This window comes from Oscillospiraceae bacterium, from assembly GCA_035380125.1.
Classification (GTDB): Bacteria; Bacillota; Clostridia; order Oscillospirales; family JAKOTC01; genus DAOPZJ01.
Window position 1 is genome coordinate 1 of sequence record DAOSWV010000034.1, and the last position, 17,171, is coordinate 17,171.

Below are 17,171 nucleotides of genomic sequence, written 5' to 3' on the forward strand. Positions count from 1 at the left end.
GCATTAGCCTTTTTTTCTACCACTCGCCTAGCGAGTGGTTTTCTGGATACAAAAAAGCCCCCGGTTGAACCGGGGGCTTTTCATATTCAGATCATACCGTCGGTTTTCAGCTTTTCGACGATTTTTTGACTGATATCGGGGCTGTGTTCGTCAAGGACCATATCGCAGACGAGGTCGGTGTTGTGCGGATCGCCCAGCCAGACTGTCAGCACCGGTTTTCCGGCGGAGACCAGTTTGATGGTCTCGACGTCGTATTTGCTGAGTTCGGTGGCGGTCACGACGAGAATCAATCCGGTGTCGGTCAGGATGTTGGCGACCTCGGCGAGCCGGCGGATATGCTCGGAACTGCGCTTTTCGCGGTTGGACGGGTTCAGGTCGGCATTCATGCCGTAAAGAACGCTGCCGATGCCGAGGTAATAGGCATTCTTTCCGCTGTCGAACAGGGATTTTTCAAGCGCCTTTGCGGGAGTTTTTTTGTCGGTGTGTTCGGCGCCGGTGATCAGAATGATGGCCGGGGTCTGACCGAAACGCTTTTTGCGTTCTTCCACGCTCACCGCGCTCTTTTCCCATTTGATATCGCGCAGTTCGAGTTTGCGTTTGGTGCCGAGATGCCGGCTTTGGACGGTGTCGGTGAAGATGCCTCCGCCCGAAATCTCATATTCGTCGACGATGACGAATCGTCCGGTTACGGCCAGCTCGCCGACGTTGTCGAAAGCGACCAGGCGTTCGGTAGAGAGGATGCATTCGGCGACGTCGTATTTGTCAACACGTTCTTTTTTGACCCGTTTGAGGGTCGAGGCGTCCATGACGCTCAGGGTTTCCTCGAGGTGGCATTCCACTTTGGCGGAACCGGTTTTGAGGTAATATGATTTTCCGGAAGTCATCGGCGTGTTGCCGAGCCAGAATAAACTGACTTTGACAAGGTTTCCGACCAGCGGTGCGGGTTCGTCGGCTCGGGTGCAGAGTTCGCCGCGTCGGATATAAATCTGTTCGGCCATCGTAAATCCGGTGGCGTATCCGGCCTCGGCGATGCCGTCTTTTTCAAGGGCCGTCATCGGTTCGATGCGCTTGACGGTGGTCTTTTTACCGCTGGGGTAAAAGACCAGTTCATCGCCCGCCGTGAGCTTTCCGGTCTCCACGGTGCCTGCGATAATACGGCGATCGTCGCCTTCGCCGGTGAATTTGTAAACGTCCTGCACCGGCATACGGAACGGCAGCGAGATCGGCGGTGCGGTCGCGATAAAGCGGTCGAGTGTCTCGAGTACGGTCGGGCCGTGATACCAGTCCATGCGGTCGCCGGGTGCAGCAATGTTGTCGCCCTGCATGCCGCTGACCGGAATATAACCCTCGGGCGTGATGCCGATCTGACTTAAAAATTCGTCGTATTCTTTTTTGACCTGCTCGAAGACGCTTTGGTCGTAGTTGACAAGGTCCATCTTGTTGACCAGCACGCAGACCTGACGAATGCCGAGCATCGACAGCATATAACCGTGGCGGCGGGAGTTTTCCTGCACACCCTCGGCGGCATCGATGACCAATAACGCGGCGTCGGCTCTGGATGCGCCGGTGATCATATTTTTTAAAAATTCGATGTGGCCGGGCGCGTCGATGACAATGTACTTGCGTTTTTCGGTCTTGAAAAAGCAGCGCGCAGTGTCGATGGTGATGCCCTGCGAGCGTTCGTCTTTAAGCGCATCAAGCAGAAATGCATATTCGAACGGCTTTGCGTTGCGGCGGCACATCTCCTTGATCTGTTCGAGTTTGCCCGAGGGCAGGGAACCGGTGTCGGCAAGCAGACGGCCGATCACGGTGCTTTTGCCGTGGTCGACGTGTCCGACGATGACAATATTCATCAGTTCGTCTTTTAAAATCGAATCCATTTTAATCTCCATACGATAAATTTATATTTGGAAGAAGGCGTGATTGAGAGGATGAAGCGCCTTTTTCAGTGTGATGTGATTTTCAAAAAATGAAAATCACATCACATATATCCGTTCTTGCGCAGTTCTTCGAGTCCGCCGCCGTCTTCTTTGTCCTGTTCGCGTCCGCTGCGTTCGGCGATGTTGGCGAATTTTCCGGTTTTGAGTTCTTCGATGATCTCATCGAGGTTTTTCGCGGTGGATTCCACGGGCTTGGTGCAGGGCCAGCAGCCGAGAGAGCGGTAACGCTGCCCTTTGCCCTGATCGAAATACAGCGAAACGATCGGCACGTTTTCGCGCTTGATGTATTCCCAGATGTTCAATTCGGTCCAGTCCAGCAGCGGATGGACGCGAATGTGCGTGCCGGGTTTGAAATCGGTTTTATATTGCCCCCAGAATTCCGGCGGTTGGTCGCCGATATCCCAGTCGTTGTGGCTGTCGCGCGGCGAAAAATAGCGTTCCTTGGAGCGGCTGCCTTCTTCGTCCGCCCGCACGCCGACGATTACGCCGGTGTACGGCTCGGTGTTGCCGTCGACCTCGTATTTGCCGAGTTTGTGATTCATGCGGTAACGCGGCCATTCGCCCGAGAGGGTGTGCGCCAGCGCCTCGGTTTTGAGCGCCTTGCAGCACTCGATGCGCGTGGCGTTGCCGTCGGGAAAAGTGCGTTTTGAGGCCAGCGCCTCGGTATTTTCACCGTAGATCATATCGAGATTCCACTCCAGCGCAAGCCGGTTGCGGTATTCGATCATCTCCGGAATTTTATAATGTGTGTCGATGTGTACGAGCGGGAAGGGAACATGCCCGTAAAACGCCTTGCGCGCCAGACAAAGCAGCACTGTGCTGTCCTTGCCGATCGACCACAGCATGCAAAGCGATTTGAATTGGCTGTAGGCCTCGCGGATAATGTGAATGCTCTTGGCTTCGAGCTGATCAAGATGGTCCATGAAAAATCTCCTAAATAATCTTTTTGATCGACGAAAGAACTTGCTGTGCGCATTCGGCCGCGCTCACGGTCTCGGTGTCCAACACGAGATCGGGACTTTCGGGAATCTCGTATGGCGAGTCAATGCCCGTAAAACCGGTGATCTCACCGCGCCGGGCTTTGGCATAAAGCCCTTTCGGATCGCGTTTTTCGCAGGCCCCGACGCTTGTTTTGACGTAGACGAGCAAGAAATTCTTACTGCGGCTTTTGGCGAATGCGCGCATCTTTTCAAACGGTGAGATGGCGCTGACGAGTGCGATCACGCCCGCATCTTCGAACAGCGCGGCGACTTCCGAAACACGGCGGATGTTCTCGTCGCGGTCGGTGTCGGAAAATCCGAGATCGCCGCAGAGGCCGTGACGCAGGTTGTCCCCGTCAAGCAGATAGGCGCAGTGACCCGCATCGACAAGTTGCTTTTCAATAAGCGCCGCAACAGTCGATTTGCCGCTGCCCGAGAGTCCGGTGAACCAGACGACCGCGCCTTTTTGCCCGTTCGCCTCAATTCGGTCCTGTTCGGTGGTCAGCCGTTTCTGCCACACCACGTTTTCGCTCATTTCGTCACCTCCCGAAATCAATCTATAGTATTTTAAAACTTTAAGCCGAAATAGTCAACATAACCTTGCAAAAACATACCCGGTGTTGTAAAATGTCGTGTGTACACATAAGGGCTTGCCTTTTGTGTGCGACAAAGCTTCCGCAAGGAGAAAAATTATGATCGTAACAATCATCGGCAGAGGTCATTCCGGAACACGGGCGATCTCGCATACGCTCTCACAGAGTGGTGTTTTCATGGGCGAACCGCTCAATGTCTCGGGGGATCTGCTTCCGCCGGAGGATATGTACGACGCCTGCCGTGAGATGGCGAAATATGTCCGTTTTGAGGGCGGCTTGAAATGGGATTTTTCAACGGTTTTGAATATGGAGCCAACCGAAGAATTTAAGCGGCTTATCAACAGCTATCTGAAATCGGTGTTTGCCAGCGAGAACGCCAATAAGGGCTGGAAAATCCCCGAGACCACGCTGGTCTATCCGTGGATTATTAAAATGTTTCCCGATATCAAGTATATCCATTGGGTGCGTGACCCGCGCGACTGCATTTTGGGTGGCCACCTGACCGATAATCTCAACGATTTCGGCGTCCAATACGATAAAACCGACGATGAGCGCCGCAACCGCGCCATCAGTTGGTATTATCAGCGTGAACTCGTACGTGCGACGCCTCAACCCGCCAACGTGATCTCCGTGCGGTTTGAGGATATGATTTTCAAGCAGGAGGAGACCCTGCGCCGTCTCGAGCGGTTCTTAGGCGTGAAGTTGGTCAAAATTCCGATGAGAACCGATTCGGTGGGACGATATCTGCACGACGATGACGTGCACATGTTTGATTTTTTCCGTGAGGATATGCTCGAGTGCGGATACGAACTTGAGAAAGGCGTATGAAAAGAATTAGAACCACAATCATTTGTTTGGTGCTTTGTCTGTGCCTGCCGGTTTGCGGCTGTGCGCAGTTAGAATTCATACTCAATAATCGGTCATCTCAAGAGGATTCTGTCGTTTCGTCCGGTTCTGCTACGAAAAGTTCAAAAACAAGCGCAGTTTCAAATTTATCCGAGACATCATCAGAAGAATCCTACGGGGAATCCTCCGCATCCTCCACAACGGTATTTGTAACAATCACCGAAGGCATGACCATGGCGGACGTTTTTACTTTGCTCGAAGAAAATGACGTCTGCAAAGCCGATAAACTCTGGGAAACCGCCGCGAGTTATGACTATACCTATTATCCGCTGGTGGCGGCCATCGAGCCTGACGAGCACCGCTGTTTTCTGCTTGAGGGCTATCTGTTTCCGGACACCTACGAGTTTTATTACGGCATGAAGCCGCAGGACGCCATCGGGCGGTTTCTGCGCAACGCCGAGGCCAGGTGGACCGACGAGCTGCGCCAACAGGCGGAGGAGTCCGGTTATTCGGTGGAGGAAATCATCACGCTCGCCTCGATCATCGAAAAAGAATGCGGCGTCAAGAGCGAGATGCGCCACGTCTCATCGGTGCTGCATAACCGGTTGAATTCCGGCATGAAGCTGCAGTGCGACGTCACGATCATCTATGTCGAAAACGACATCAAACCCTATATCACGGGCGATGTCAATCGCTACAACGAATATTACAACACCTATAAATGCGCGGCGCTGCCTGCCGGCCCGATCTGCAACCCGGGCATGGACGCGATCAGAGCCGCGTTGAACCCGCTGGATACCGACGACCTCTATTTTGCGGCGAACGCCGAAGGTGTATATGCCTATGCCGAGACCTATGAACAGCACCAGCAAAATCTGACCGACTTGGGAATCTGAGCCGGCCTTTTTCATAAAGTAATCAATAAAAGGGGAATTGTTATGGCAAAGGACAACAAGAAAAAATGTTTTGTCATCTCCCACACGCATTGGGATCGGGAATGGTACCAGACCTTTCAGGATTACCGTTTCCGGCTTGTGCGCATGTTCGACGACCTGCTCGAAATTTTAGAGGCAAACCCCGATTATAAGGTCTTTCACACCGACGGCCAGACCATCGTGCTTGAAGATTATTTGGAGATTTGCCCTGAGAACCGAGAACGCATTCAAAAGCTGATCGACGCCGGAAAACTGATCATCGGTCCGTGGTACGTCATGCCCGATGAGTTTTTGATCTCGGGAGAGTCGCTGGTGCGCAATCTGCAAAAGGGCTATGAGATTTCCGCGCAATACTATACCGAACCGATGAAAACCGGCTATGTTGTCGACATTTTCGGCCATAACGCCCAGTTTCCGCAGATTTTAAAGGGTTTCGGCATTGATTCCGCCGTGGTTTTCCGCGGCATCGGCGACTATCCGAAAGATGCGTTCACCTGGGTCGGTGCGGACGGAAGCGAGATCACGGCATTTAAACTCGATATCGACCGAACTTACAGCAACTTCTATTTCTCGATCCGCTGGCCGTTTGAGGGCAGGGAGTATGATGAAAAGGAGCTGTTTGAGCGCACGGAAGCCATGCTGGAACGCTCCGACAAAGCCGCGGCCTGCGGCAGCCATCTGATGATGGACGGGTGCGACCATGTCGACGCCGAACCGCGTCTGCCGTGGATGCTCAATAAATTAAACGAGCATTTCACCGATTACGAATTTATTCATACGACATTCGGGGAATTCGAAAAGAGTTTTAAAGCCGAAAATCCGAAATTGGAAAAAATCGCGGGTCCGCTTTACAATGTCGGGCAAAAGGGTCTCAACAATATCGTGCTGAAAAACGTGCTGTCCTCGATGGTGCATTTAAAGCAGATGAATGCCGCCTGCGAAAACCTGTTGACCGCGTGGGCCGAGCCGTTTGATTTTGCCGCATCAATGATCGGAAACCCGCGACGGGATTTTTATATCCGCCATCCGCTGCCGCGCTCCGGATTTTTCAGCCGCGCGTGGAAATACCTGCTGCAAAACCACCCGCACGACTCCATCTGCGGGTGTTCCGTTACGGATGTCCATAAGGACAACGAATATCGCTTCCGTCAGGCGCTTCAGATCGGCGAACGCATGACAACCGACGCGCTCGAAGAAATTTCGGAAAACATCGACACCTCCGCATTGTCGGGCGAGACCTTCTTCACGGTTTTCAATCCCGCCCAGAATACGGTTTCCGGACATACGGCTTTCACGCTCGCACTTCCGAAGGGCAATTATAAAAATTTCAAACTTTTCGATTCAAGCGGAACCGAAATCCCGTATCAGATTCTTTCGGTCGGCGGCGTTTATCAGGTGCCGGTCGCACCCATTCATAAGTTGATTAATTTCGAAGAAAAAGAAGCGGTCGATGTGGCTGCCGACTTGAGCATTCCGGCGGGTGGCTACACCACGCTCTCGGTCAAATATTATCCGAAAAACAAAATAAAAGAAGGGCAATATCGGGTTGACCAACCCGATGCTTCCCGTTACGGCGGCACGATGCGTGTTGCGCGCAATGTCTGGGACAACGGCGCGATCACGGTCGCCTTTGAAAACGGCGGTTTGAAAGTGACCGATCAAAAGACCGGTAAGGTCTATCAAAACCTGCTGACCTTTGAGGACTGCGGCGACGTCGGCGACGGCTGGAATTATGTCAAGCCGACGGGCGATTCGGAATTTTTGACTTTCGGAAACGCTGCGGAGTTCGCCGTGCGTTCCGACGGGCCGTTTGCTGCGGTGCTGGAACTCACACATCGTCTTGAGCTGCCGGAAAACTATGACCCGACCGATAAAACCCGTTCCAAGGAGCGCAAAACGCTCGAACTGCGCACCACCGTGACGATTTTAAAGGGCAGCAAAACGATCTCTTTCAAAACCGCCGTGAAAAATGAAATCGAAGACCACCGCCTGCGCGTTCTGTTCCCGACCGGATATGAAAGCAAAGAGTTTTATACCCAAACGCCGTTTGATATGCAAAAATGGAATGTAAAAAAAGCGAACAACGATAAATCCTCCGAGATCGAGACCAACGTCAATCCGACGCAGGGTACGGTTTTTGTTGAAGACGGCAAAAACGCCTTTGCGCTCTATACCAAGGGACTTTACGAGGTCGAGGTCACGGAATCCGACCGCACTGTCGCGCTGACGCTGTTCCGCGCGTTCGCAAACGAGGTCGCCAGACCCAAAGCCGTTATGGGACAGATGCAGACCGAGATGGTTTTTGAATACGCAGCCGCTTTCTCGGACGATCTCACCCCGGCAAAAGCGCTGCAAAACAGCGTCGCTTATAAATCCGGTTTACGCGCCTTTGAGACCGGAGTTCATACGGGCGAATTGAAGCCCGAACACTTGCTGTTTGCGCTCGACAGCAAAAACAGCGTCGTTTCGGCACTGCAGCTCAAATCGGAACATCACGGCGTCCTGCGCATCTTTAACCCGAGCGAACAGAACGATAAGGCCGTTTTCGCGATCTCAAAACCGATTCAAAAGGCCGGCGAAACGGATTTCTGCGGCGACGAAAAGAGCGCATTGACCGTAAAAGACGGGAAAGTTCTTTTATCGCTGCGTCCGCATGAGGTTAAAACGGCCGAATTTACATTCTGACGGGAGAAATCGATATGGAAAAGACTATCAAGGGTTTTCTGAACTACGCGGCGAATATCAAACCGACCGCGAGGCAACTTGCCTGGTTTGACATGGGATTTTATGCTTTCGTGCATTTCTCTCCAAACACCTACACCGACCTTGAATGGGGTCACGGCGACGAAGACCCTGCGATTTTCAACCCGACCGAACTCGACTGCGACGGTTGGGTTGAAGCTGTCAAGTCTGCCGGGATGAAAGGGTTGATTTTGACCGCCAAGCACCACGACGGTTTTTGCCTGTGGCAGACGAATACCACGATGCACAGCATGAAAAGCAGTCCGTTTCAAAACGGCAAAGGCGACATTGTCAAAGAAGCCGCCGAGGCCTGCAAACGCGGCGGTATCAAATTCGGCATCTATCTCTCGCCATGGGACCGCAATTGTCCGATTTACGGAACACCCGCCTATAACGATTTTTACAAGGCGCAGCTGACCGAACTGCTGACCGGTTACGGCGACATCTTCGAGGTCTGGTTTGACGAGGCCTGCGGGGAAGGACCTAATGGCAGAAAGCAGGAATACGACTTCGAGGGTTATATCGAACTGATCCGCAAATATCAGCCCAATGCCGTTGTTTTCAACGATCATAGCCCTGACGTACGCTACTGCGGCAACGAGGCCGGAACCGGCCGTTATGCCGAGTGGTCGGTCGTACCGTACGAGCTGTGTTACCGAGAGCAGGCGGCGCCGACCGATGAGGCCGTAATGCCCGGAACGCTTTCTTATATGCGCAACGAGACCCAAAACATCGGCGGCCTCGACACGATCTTATATAGCAAAAAGCTGGTTTTTGTCGGTGCGGAAATCGACACGTCGATCCGTAAGGGTTGGTTTTATCATGCCTGTGAAGAGCCGCGTGCGCTTGAAAAACTGTTCGGTATCTATCTGGCGTCGGTCGGCTCCAACGCCTGCCTCAACCTCAATATTCCACCGATGCCGAGCGGGAAATTCGATTCGCGCGACATCGCCCGTTTGAAAGAACTCGGCGATCTGATTAAAACCGAATTCGGAAACGATATCACGCCGGAGGCAAAAATCGAATATACCTATCTGAATGAGGAAAAGACCCAGCTTCAGATTGATATCGTTTGTGAGCAAGCGGGCAGGCCGAAATATTTCGTATTGTCCGAGGATATTTCGAAAGGTCAGCGGGTCAGTTCATTTATCATCGCCGACCAGTGCTGGGATGGTGTTTACCGCAATTTTTACGACGGCACCTGCATCGGCAATCGGAAAATCTGCGCATTTAACCGGAGTAGATGTGCAAATTGCGAACAGCTTAAAGATAAATTCCGCATCACGATTACCGCAGCTCGCGGTGAGGTTCTGATCAAGGACTTGAAAATCTACGCTTAGGAGTTCGGCTGAATCATGAAATTGCCCCAAACAAAACTCGGAAAAGTTATCTTGTGCGGCCTGTTCACCGCCATCATCTGCATATTGGCAATTATCACAATCCCGATCGGGCAGGTACCGATCACCTTGGCGCTGCTCGGTGTCTTTTTGACTGCGGCGATTCTCCCGCCAATTTGGGCGACAGCCTCAATGCTCGTATATATTTTAATCGGAGTGGTCGGCGTACCGGTGTTTTCGGGTTTTGGTGCGGGTGTCGGCGTGCTGCTCGGCCCGACCGGCGGCTATCTGATGGCCTATCCGCTGATGGCGTTGGCGATCTCAGGGCTTTTAAAATTGTTTAAAGGCCGCTGGTATGGCTATTGGCTCGGTATGATTGCCGCACTGCTGCTCTGTTACGGGCTGGGGACATTGTGGTTTTGCAAAGTCACGGGAACCGGATTTATGGCCGCATTGGCTATTTGCGTAATCCCGTTCATCCCGTTTGATCTGGCAAAAGCCGCAGCCGCGTTCGGCGTCAAACTGGCACTCGACAGGGTAAAATCGTAGGGAACGGTCTTGACCATTCCATATTCCCATAAGGAGTGTCGCCCTCGTTGCTTCGCTTTTATTCATGACAGATTCAATATACCTTATAGACCATTTGATCAATCGAAGGAAGACGAAATAATGATTTTTAAATTCATGACTTACAATATCCAGCACGGAAACCGCCACCTGCACGATGTCATTGACCTTGAAATGGTCGCAGACGTGATCCGAAAATTCGACCCCGATGTCGTCACACTCAACGAAGTGCGCGACGGCGGCGATAATCCCGGTTATTTTCACCAGACGGAGCGGATCGCAAAGTTGCTCGGATATCCGCATTATTATTTCGCACGGGCTATCACATTCCCGGACGGCGGCGATTACGGCAATGCCATCATTTCAAAAATTCCGTACAAATCCGTAAAAATCATCAAAATTCCCGACCCGCAGGTGAAGGATGAGGATGTATATTACGAGACCCGCTGTCTGCTGAAAGCCGAATTCGGCGGCTTTACGGTACTCAGCACCCATATGGGACTCGCCCGAGCCGAAGCCAAAAATGCCGTTGCAACTGTGCTTGCCAACACCGGAAGTGAGCCGACGGTTTTGATGGGCGATTTCAATCTTGAACCCAATGATCCTATTTTGGAGCCGATTTTCGCAGCTTATACCGACACAGCGACGCTGCTCAAAGATCAAACACTCAAAAGCTGGCCATCCGACGCGCCGCGCATTAAAATCGATTATGTTTTTGCAAAAGGCGTGAAAAAAATCCTCAGTGCGGACATTCCGCAGATCGTCGCAACCGACCATTGCCCGCACCTTGCGGAAATGGAACTGTAATAAAGAGGGCTTATCGTCTGTAATTTACAGACGATAAGCCCTCTTCATTGTATGATCTTATATTCAATGCAATTTGTATTCGACCCCCATGAAAATGATGGACTCCACTTCGCTTAGATCCGTTAATTCATTGAATCCGGCTCTGTCAATACGGCAATAAGTCCGCACCCCATTTTCATCGTCTTCGCTGTATGAAAACATGTTCCGCCCGTTCTGTACCAATGGTAGGGCATCGGTCAGCGGTAGTGTCTTATATTCACCCTCGTCGCTTCCGAATAAATCATATATTTCCCCATTGGTATATTTGACCAAGATCAAATCATCCAAATATTCATTCTCATCGACGAACACGCTGGCCGAATCATTATAATATTGTTCGTCATCGCACAAAGCGCCGATCAATTGACAAACATTCACATATTGCTCAGATGTTCTGGTCGAAATATAGACAGCAAGCGGTGAAACGATAATCTCTGTCGCATCGGTCAATTCCGGATACGGTGAATCGTCCGTGGAGCAATCGATTACAATGTTGCTTGTGGTGGCCGAAAGGTCAAAATCTGTCAATACCGTTTCATTGTTATCGGTCCAGCCAATTTGAATTTCCGGTAATTCAAAGTTTCCCGTGTCCCATTCGATTAAATAATAACATTTATCATCTTCAATCGGCTCGGAAATTAAGCTTATTGCAAAATATACCCCGCCGTATTGTTGGTTATCAACTCCGGCTATGATCATATGATGATTGCAGATCGCTCTCTTGTAATCGGGCTTTTCAGGCCAGAAAATCGAGCCTTTCTGTTCTTCTTTACTATACGCTTCGAGATCGGTATTAAACTGATTGATCAATTCCGTGCCGATTTCGGACAATGCCTTCATAGAGACAAAAGCTTGCCCAGTATACCCATCATATACAACACTTTCAAGCGTAAAGCTGACGTTTTCCGTATTGATCGGCGTTGTCGCTTCTGTGAAATACGATTCAAATGCCGAAACATCTGATCTGTACAAGAGTGAAAACAGCTGTACCCCGCCCGCCGCCGCTGCGGTGATGACCAGAATTGATGCCAAAGCGAAACAGGCCAACGCAAGTGCGGGTCTGAGCCGGAGTTTGCGCGCGGGTTTTGTCTCATTTTCCAGCATTGCAATAGTTTTATCATTAAAATCGTCGTTTAATTTCACCGTGTCCATTGCATCGCGGTAAGTGTTACGCTTCATCTTCAAACCCTCCCAGTGATTGTCTCAATAAACCCCTTGCGCGTGCCAGCCGTGTGCCGACCGTCGCAGGGTTGGTATCGAGCAGCTTTGCGATCTCTTCAATCGAATAGCCCTCGTAGTAATACAGGTGGATGGGGAGACGATATTTTTCCGCAAGCGACAATACGGCCTCAAGCACTTCACTCTGTTCCGGGAGTAAATAACCACGTTCTTCTGTCAATTTTAACCGGCTGCGATACCAACCGGTTTTTATAACATTCCGGCTTTTGTTGATCGTCACCCGAAGCAGCCAGGCCTTTTCGTGCTCAGCGCTATCGAAATCGGGCGCTTTTTGTAAGTAAGTCAAAAAGACGTCCTGCACGATGTCCTCGGCACTATGCACCGATTTGACATAAGTAAACGCCAGCCGCCGCAGATTGTCGGAGTATTTGATCACCGCCTGCCTGACGCATTCAATGAGCTCGTTTGAATGCATGCCGTATCCTCATCTCCTTTCACCCATAATACAACTCAGAACCCCGCAATTTTTCACCGGGAGGGAATTTTTATAAAAAAAGCCGCCTGAAACCAGACGGCTTATATCGATTCAGATTAAAAAGCCCTCTGCAGGATTGCCCTTAAATAACTGATCGGTAAACGCATCCACTACGAAATATTTCATAGAAACTCCTTGATTTTGTATTTCTAAATTAATTATTAACGCCGATCTTTCGAATAGCGGAATTCAAAAGACCTTTCACAACAATGATGTAAATTTTCTCACCGGCCGGAACTGTAACTGCAAAAGTTCCTTCTCCGGTAAAATCAAATTCCTTAATGATTGTCCCCTTGTCGGTTTCAACGTGGTCGAAAAGTTCGTTAATAAATCTCTTATCAATATCGGTCCGAATTGAATATTTTATGGTATATGTCGTTTTATCGGATACAGTTGCATTCACTTCTTCAATTTTTATGATACATAGTCTACCTGGTATTTCTACTTCTTCTCCGATATGGTATAACTTGTTTTGCTTTTCGACAGCAGGATCTGCCAATTTCGCAATTTCTAAAAACTTCTTTTCATTGACATAGATTTCGTCTTCAAATTCAACAATGAATTCTTGATCATCGGTTCCTGTTCCGAATATACCAACCCAATCAGCATCAAAAAGCGTAAACCCGTTTTCAAAAAACATAAAACTCATACCATTATCTTGATTTTTTATCGCTTCATCCAACAAAATAAATCCTTCCGGTTTTGTTTGAACGATATGAACGGGGACTGGTTTTCCGATTATTTCAGGTTCTGCAACTATTGAAGCGCTTGCCTTTTTAACCAAATTTGAATATTTTTCATAATTAATATAGTATTCGTAATTATAAATAACAATGAAATCGCTGTTGCTTAACTCTGTTTGATAGAAGCAAACTCCGTTTTTATAAAACGAAATCTGCTTTTTCCCATACCCGAAAAACATCGTGGTTTGAACGTCCAATGTTTTTAATGAAACGAACCCCGGCGGAATTTCATCAACTATTTTTGAAGCAGTCGGAGTATTAAGGATTCTCGTATACCTTTCTTCATTGACATAATAAGCATCACCGACTCGAACGATAAAATCGCTGTTACTTTGCTCTATATCATATACACAAATCCCGTCATCATCATAAAATGATACTTTATCATCCTCAAACTTATAACTCAAACTGTTATTCGATTCATTTTTTTCTGAACTCAATTCAATAAACCCCGCCGGAATTTCTTTAACCACTTTTACACCGTTTCCGCAAGATACTGTGAAAGAGGTTAATACCACAAGGATGATTATCAAGATAGTGTTTTTGATTTTCATTGTGCCCTCCTTATGCAAACTTTACCCTTCAATCGCCTTTATTCAACGCTTATTTTCCTTATAGCTTCGGAATAATCGGGGCTTTTCACGTAAATTATATTGATTTTTTCTCCGGCTGGTACATTTATCTGAACCTCACTTTCGCCGATAAAATTAAACTCATTGATAATAGTCCCTTGATTGGTTTCAACATGGTCAAAAATTTCCTTCATTTGTTCTTTGGTCACGCCCGGGCGAATTACAAATTTGATTGTATATGTACAACCCGCTTCAGCGGCTTTCACTTCGTCAATTTTAAAATTGTATCCGTTTAAATAGTTGCATCCGCGTAATTCAATTTCCTCATCAATACTGTATATTTTGTCACGTTGTTCGACTGTTTTATTTGCCGCATCAACCAGCTCTGAAAACTTCTTTTCATTCACAAAAAATTCATCTTTGAATTCTACAATAAATTCAGGATCATCGTTTTCTGTTACAAATATACATACTCTTTCACAATCAAAAAAGAGAATATAGTTTTCAAAAAACATAAAATTCAAGCCGTTTACTTGATTATTTGCCGCTTCTACCAACTGAATGAAACCGTCCGGTTTTGTTTGAACGATTTGAACAAAGGTGTGCTTTGTTTCGATTTCCGGACCGCTTGTCATTTTAACCATATCCGAATACTTATTATTATCAATATAGTATTCATATTTGTAAATAACAATGAAATCGCTGTTACTTAACTCAGTTTTATAAATGCAAGTCCCTCCGCTTGTAAAAAACGAAATATCCGTTTTTCCAAACCCATAACGAAGACCTTGATCAGTATCAACAGAGCTTAATTTAACGAACCCCGAAGGAATTTTATCAACAATTTTAGAAACCGTTACAGAATCAAAAAGTTCTAAGTACTTTCCTTCACTGACATAATAAACATCATCGCATTGAACAATAAAGTCGCTGTTACTAAGTTTAGTTTGATAGATACAAGTTCCATCGACATCATTAATTAAAATTCTCTTTCCCTTAATCATAAAGCTTAAACTGTTTCTGGGATAGTTTCCTGAGGATGTCAGTTTAATGAACCCAGCCGGTATTCTTTTTAATTCTTTTGCGTCGCTTTCGCAGGATACCAAGAGAAAAGTGAGTACGGCGAGGACTATTAACAGAACGGCATTTTTGATTTTCATTGTGTTCTCCTTATTGCCACCTTTGCCGCTTGTCTTATTTATCTCCGAATCATAACGCCCTTCATAAACTCGGTCTCGTTGTGTGTCCGGTAGACAAGCGCTTTTTCTTCCTCGGTGCAGCCGATTAAAATCTTGATCTCACTGTCACGTTTCATCAGGTCGACAATGCACATGACAGCGTCGATTTTGCGTTGGGGATCGGTGCCGGCCCAAACGTCAATCCCGCCGCCGTCCATCGACGAGGTGTTTTTCAGATAGCCGTAATCGACCGGGTAGATGAAATCGGGATAACGCGGGTGTGCCGTGCCCTTGGGGCGGTCAATCACAATCTCCGACTCCTCGACCAGCTTATCAAGCGCCGCCCAGAATTTCGTGTTGTTCATTTCAAACGGCGTTCGATGAACGCCAGAAACATGTCGGCCTGCTCTTGCAAAAACGGTGCGCTGTCGGTCAGCTTCAAGATGCCGTTACCATCCGCTTGTTTTGAGACCCGCGGAATCGTCAGACGAGGGTAATTCATCACGTCCATGTCGAGAAAGCTGATCAATGTGACGAGGTGATCCTGCGCGGTGACGGTGCCGCCCATGCCGAGTGATGCACCGCTGATGGCCGTCGGTTTTCCCGAGAGCAAATCGCTATCTTCCTCGGTATCCCGCGACAGCCAGTCGATCAGGTTTTTGAGCACACCCGAAAAAAAGTGGTTGTATTCGGGCGAAAAAAACCAGATGGCATCGGCCGCTTTGACCTGTTCGCGAACCCGCTTTACACTCAGCGGGGCAGGGAACTCGATGTCCTCGTTGAATAACGGCACGTCGGCAAAATCGAGCAGTTCAAATTCAGCCCGAACGCCGACGGCTTCTTTGGCCGCCAGCGCCAGCTGTTTATTATAAGAGTCTTTACGCAGCGATCCTGCGATTGCGAGAATTTTCGGTTTCACCATAGTGGTTTAAAAGTCCTTTCACGAGATTGTTTATTTTATGTTTTGCCCGCAATTGGAACAGAACGTCTCACCCGGCTTGACCGGTTTTCCGCAGGTTCCGCAGAAAGTCACAGGAGCAGGCTGCATCGGAGGAAAGGTTCCGGCAACAGCCGTTTTCGGCTGGCGCTTTTTAAGAATCAAGAACGCAGCGGCGCCACCGAGAATGAGCACGGCTGTAATAATTAAAATCACGGTCAATGTTCCGTTTTTGTGCGATGCGGCGGCTTCTGCGGTGAGATATCCATCCCAAGCCGCATATTCGGCTTCCACGTCAAATGCCGTCACTTCCGTCAATCCGGTCTCGTCTGCCGATACCGTTTGGCCGGTTTTCACGGTGACGACTTCGCCGGATGTGTCGGTGAACGTGACTTTACCCTCGATGACCTTGAGCGTGGATACGCCGTCAATCTCCTCGCAGACAAAGATCGTGCCTTTGATACCGGCGACCGCCTGAGACATTTCAATATTCATGCTGCCATCTTTGAGCATGCTTTTCACATTTGCCCAGACCTTGCCGTTTACAAGCGCCCATTTGCTTTCTTTTTTGGTGGAATCATAATCGATGATGAGTTCCGAATTGGATTTCACCACAATGGATCCCAAATCAGGGCTGACAACCGTCACTCTGGCGTCGCCTTTTGCCATGATGTGGTCGCCTTCATAAAGAATAGTTCCGGGTTCGACCCATTCCCAGCCCAACCGACTATCACCGGGGCGCACCAGTACCTCACCGTCGACTTCACCGATTCTGAATCCGGAATCGATATAATTCCCGTTCTCATCTTTTGGTGAATAGTTATACGGATAGGGTACTGATTCTTCTTTCGAATCCGGCATCAACCAGTCCACCCAGTCCTCAGAGGAGGTTTCCTGTGATGCAGCGGAAGAGGCAATGGAGGTTGTAGCAGAGGGTGTGGCGGAAGATGCGGTTGCAATCGCTTCCGCTGACGATTGCCATTCATAAATGTAATAGGTCTCATAAACGCAATACGAAGCTCCGTTGCTCAGGCCAACCAAAACGGCAATGCGTTCACCGCTTTCGCTTCCGGCACTGAATTGAGCGCTCAGCGTTTCATTGAGAGGTCCCGGATTATAGATGGGATCAATACTGAATGAGTAGGCGCCGTCAGCATTTATAATTCTCCCGATTTTGTGCCATGATTCGGTATCCGTGGGCGGAGTTCCGTAGTATGCATAAGCATTTCCGCCGAGATTGA

Annotated in this window: 16 protein-coding genes; 6 read left to right on the plus strand and 10 right to left on the minus strand. The window is 49.0% G+C overall.

The window, feature by feature from the left end; translation table 11 throughout:
• Positions 1-86 precede the first annotated feature (86 nt).
• From PK629_11695 to cysC, 3 genes are all read right to left on the minus strand, one after another.
• Entirely contained in the window at positions 87-1,880 is a 1,794-nt protein-coding gene (locus PK629_11695; GenBank protein ID HOP12138.1) for a GTP-binding protein, read from the minus strand.
• Positions 1,881-1,981: 101 nt separating this feature from the next.
• On the minus strand, positions 1,982-2,863 hold the full coding sequence (gene cysD, locus PK629_11700; GenBank protein ID HOP12139.1) for a sulfate adenylyltransferase subunit CysD: 882 nt from the start codon (positions 2,861-2,863) through the stop codon (positions 1,982-1,984).
• Between the two features lie 10 nt (positions 2,864-2,873).
• Positions 2,874-3,455: an adenylyl-sulfate kinase gene (gene cysC / locus PK629_11705; protein HOP12140.1), complete on the minus strand. Its 582-nt coding sequence runs from the start codon at positions 3,453-3,455 to the stop codon at positions 2,874-2,876.
• Positions 3,456-3,612: 157 nt separating this feature from the next.
• Between cysC and PK629_11710 the strand changes: the two genes are divergently transcribed.
• From PK629_11710 to PK629_11735, 6 genes are all read left to right on the plus strand, one after another.
• Positions 3,613-4,341 (plus strand): sulfotransferase, encoded by a 729-nt coding sequence (locus tag PK629_11710; GenBank protein ID HOP12141.1) that lies wholly within the window; start codon positions 3,613-3,615, stop codon positions 4,339-4,341.
• A complete protein-coding gene (mltG, locus tag PK629_11715) occupies positions 4,338-5,255 on the plus strand; it encodes an endolytic transglycosylase MltG (GenBank protein ID HOP12142.1) in 918 nt (305 codons plus the stop codon). Before PK629_11710 ends, mltG begins: the two co-directional genes overlap by 4 nt.
• A 42-nt stretch (positions 5,256-5,297) precedes the next feature.
• Positions 5,298-7,979 carry a glycoside hydrolase family 38 C-terminal domain-containing protein gene (locus tag PK629_11720; protein ID HOP12143.1) on the plus strand — a complete coding sequence of 894 codons (2,682 nt, stop codon included), beginning with the start codon at positions 5,298-5,300 and terminating at the stop codon, positions 7,977-7,979.
• A gap of 14 nt (positions 7,980-7,993) precedes the next feature.
• Complete coding sequence (locus PK629_11725; GenBank protein ID HOP12144.1) at positions 7,994-9,376, plus strand: alpha-L-fucosidase; 1,383 nt, start codon at positions 7,994-7,996, stop codon at positions 9,374-9,376.
• A 15-nt stretch (positions 9,377-9,391) separates the two neighbouring features.
• On the plus strand, positions 9,392-9,922 hold the full coding sequence (locus PK629_11730; GenBank protein ID HOP12145.1) for a biotin transporter BioY: 531 nt from the start codon (positions 9,392-9,394) through the stop codon (positions 9,920-9,922).
• Positions 9,923-10,042: 120 nt separating this feature from the next.
• A complete protein-coding gene (locus tag PK629_11735) occupies positions 10,043-10,747 on the plus strand; it encodes an endonuclease/exonuclease/phosphatase family protein (GenBank protein HOP12146.1) in 705 nt (234 codons plus the stop codon).
• Between the two features lie 63 nt (positions 10,748-10,810).
• On the opposite strand, the gene PK629_11740 is transcribed toward PK629_11735, so the two are convergent.
• The 7 genes from PK629_11740 to PK629_11770 all read right to left on the minus strand — a co-directional run.
• Positions 10,811-11,965: a hypothetical protein gene (locus PK629_11740; GenBank protein HOP12147.1), complete on the minus strand. Its 1,155-nt coding sequence runs from the start codon at positions 11,963-11,965 to the stop codon at positions 10,811-10,813.
• Positions 11,955-12,440 (minus strand): sigma-70 family RNA polymerase sigma factor, encoded by a 486-nt coding sequence (locus PK629_11745; protein ID HOP12148.1) that lies wholly within the window; start codon positions 12,438-12,440, stop codon positions 11,955-11,957. Before PK629_11745 ends, PK629_11740 begins: the two co-directional genes overlap by 11 nt.
• 214 nt (positions 12,441-12,654) lie before the next feature.
• Positions 12,655-13,797 (minus strand): hypothetical protein, encoded by a 1,143-nt coding sequence (locus tag PK629_11750; GenBank protein HOP12149.1) that lies wholly within the window; start codon positions 13,795-13,797, stop codon positions 12,655-12,657.
• 38 nt (positions 13,798-13,835) lie between these two features.
• Entirely contained in the window at positions 13,836-14,975 is a 1,140-nt protein-coding gene (locus PK629_11755; GenBank protein ID HOP12150.1) for a hypothetical protein, read from the minus strand.
• A 38-nt stretch (positions 14,976-15,013) separates the two neighbouring features.
• Complete coding sequence (locus tag PK629_11760; protein HOP12151.1) at positions 15,014-15,358, minus strand: inorganic pyrophosphatase; 345 nt, start codon at positions 15,356-15,358, stop codon at positions 15,014-15,016.
• On the minus strand, positions 15,355-15,915 hold the full coding sequence (locus tag PK629_11765; GenBank protein HOP12152.1) for an NADPH-dependent FMN reductase: 561 nt from the start codon (positions 15,913-15,915) through the stop codon (positions 15,355-15,357). The genes PK629_11760 and PK629_11765 overlap by 4 nt, the downstream gene beginning before the upstream one ends.
• Before the next feature lie 30 nt (positions 15,916-15,945).
• Positions 15,946-17,171 (minus strand): FecR domain-containing protein (locus PK629_11770; protein ID HOP12153.1); only part of this gene is annotated, 1,226 nt, incomplete at its 5' end.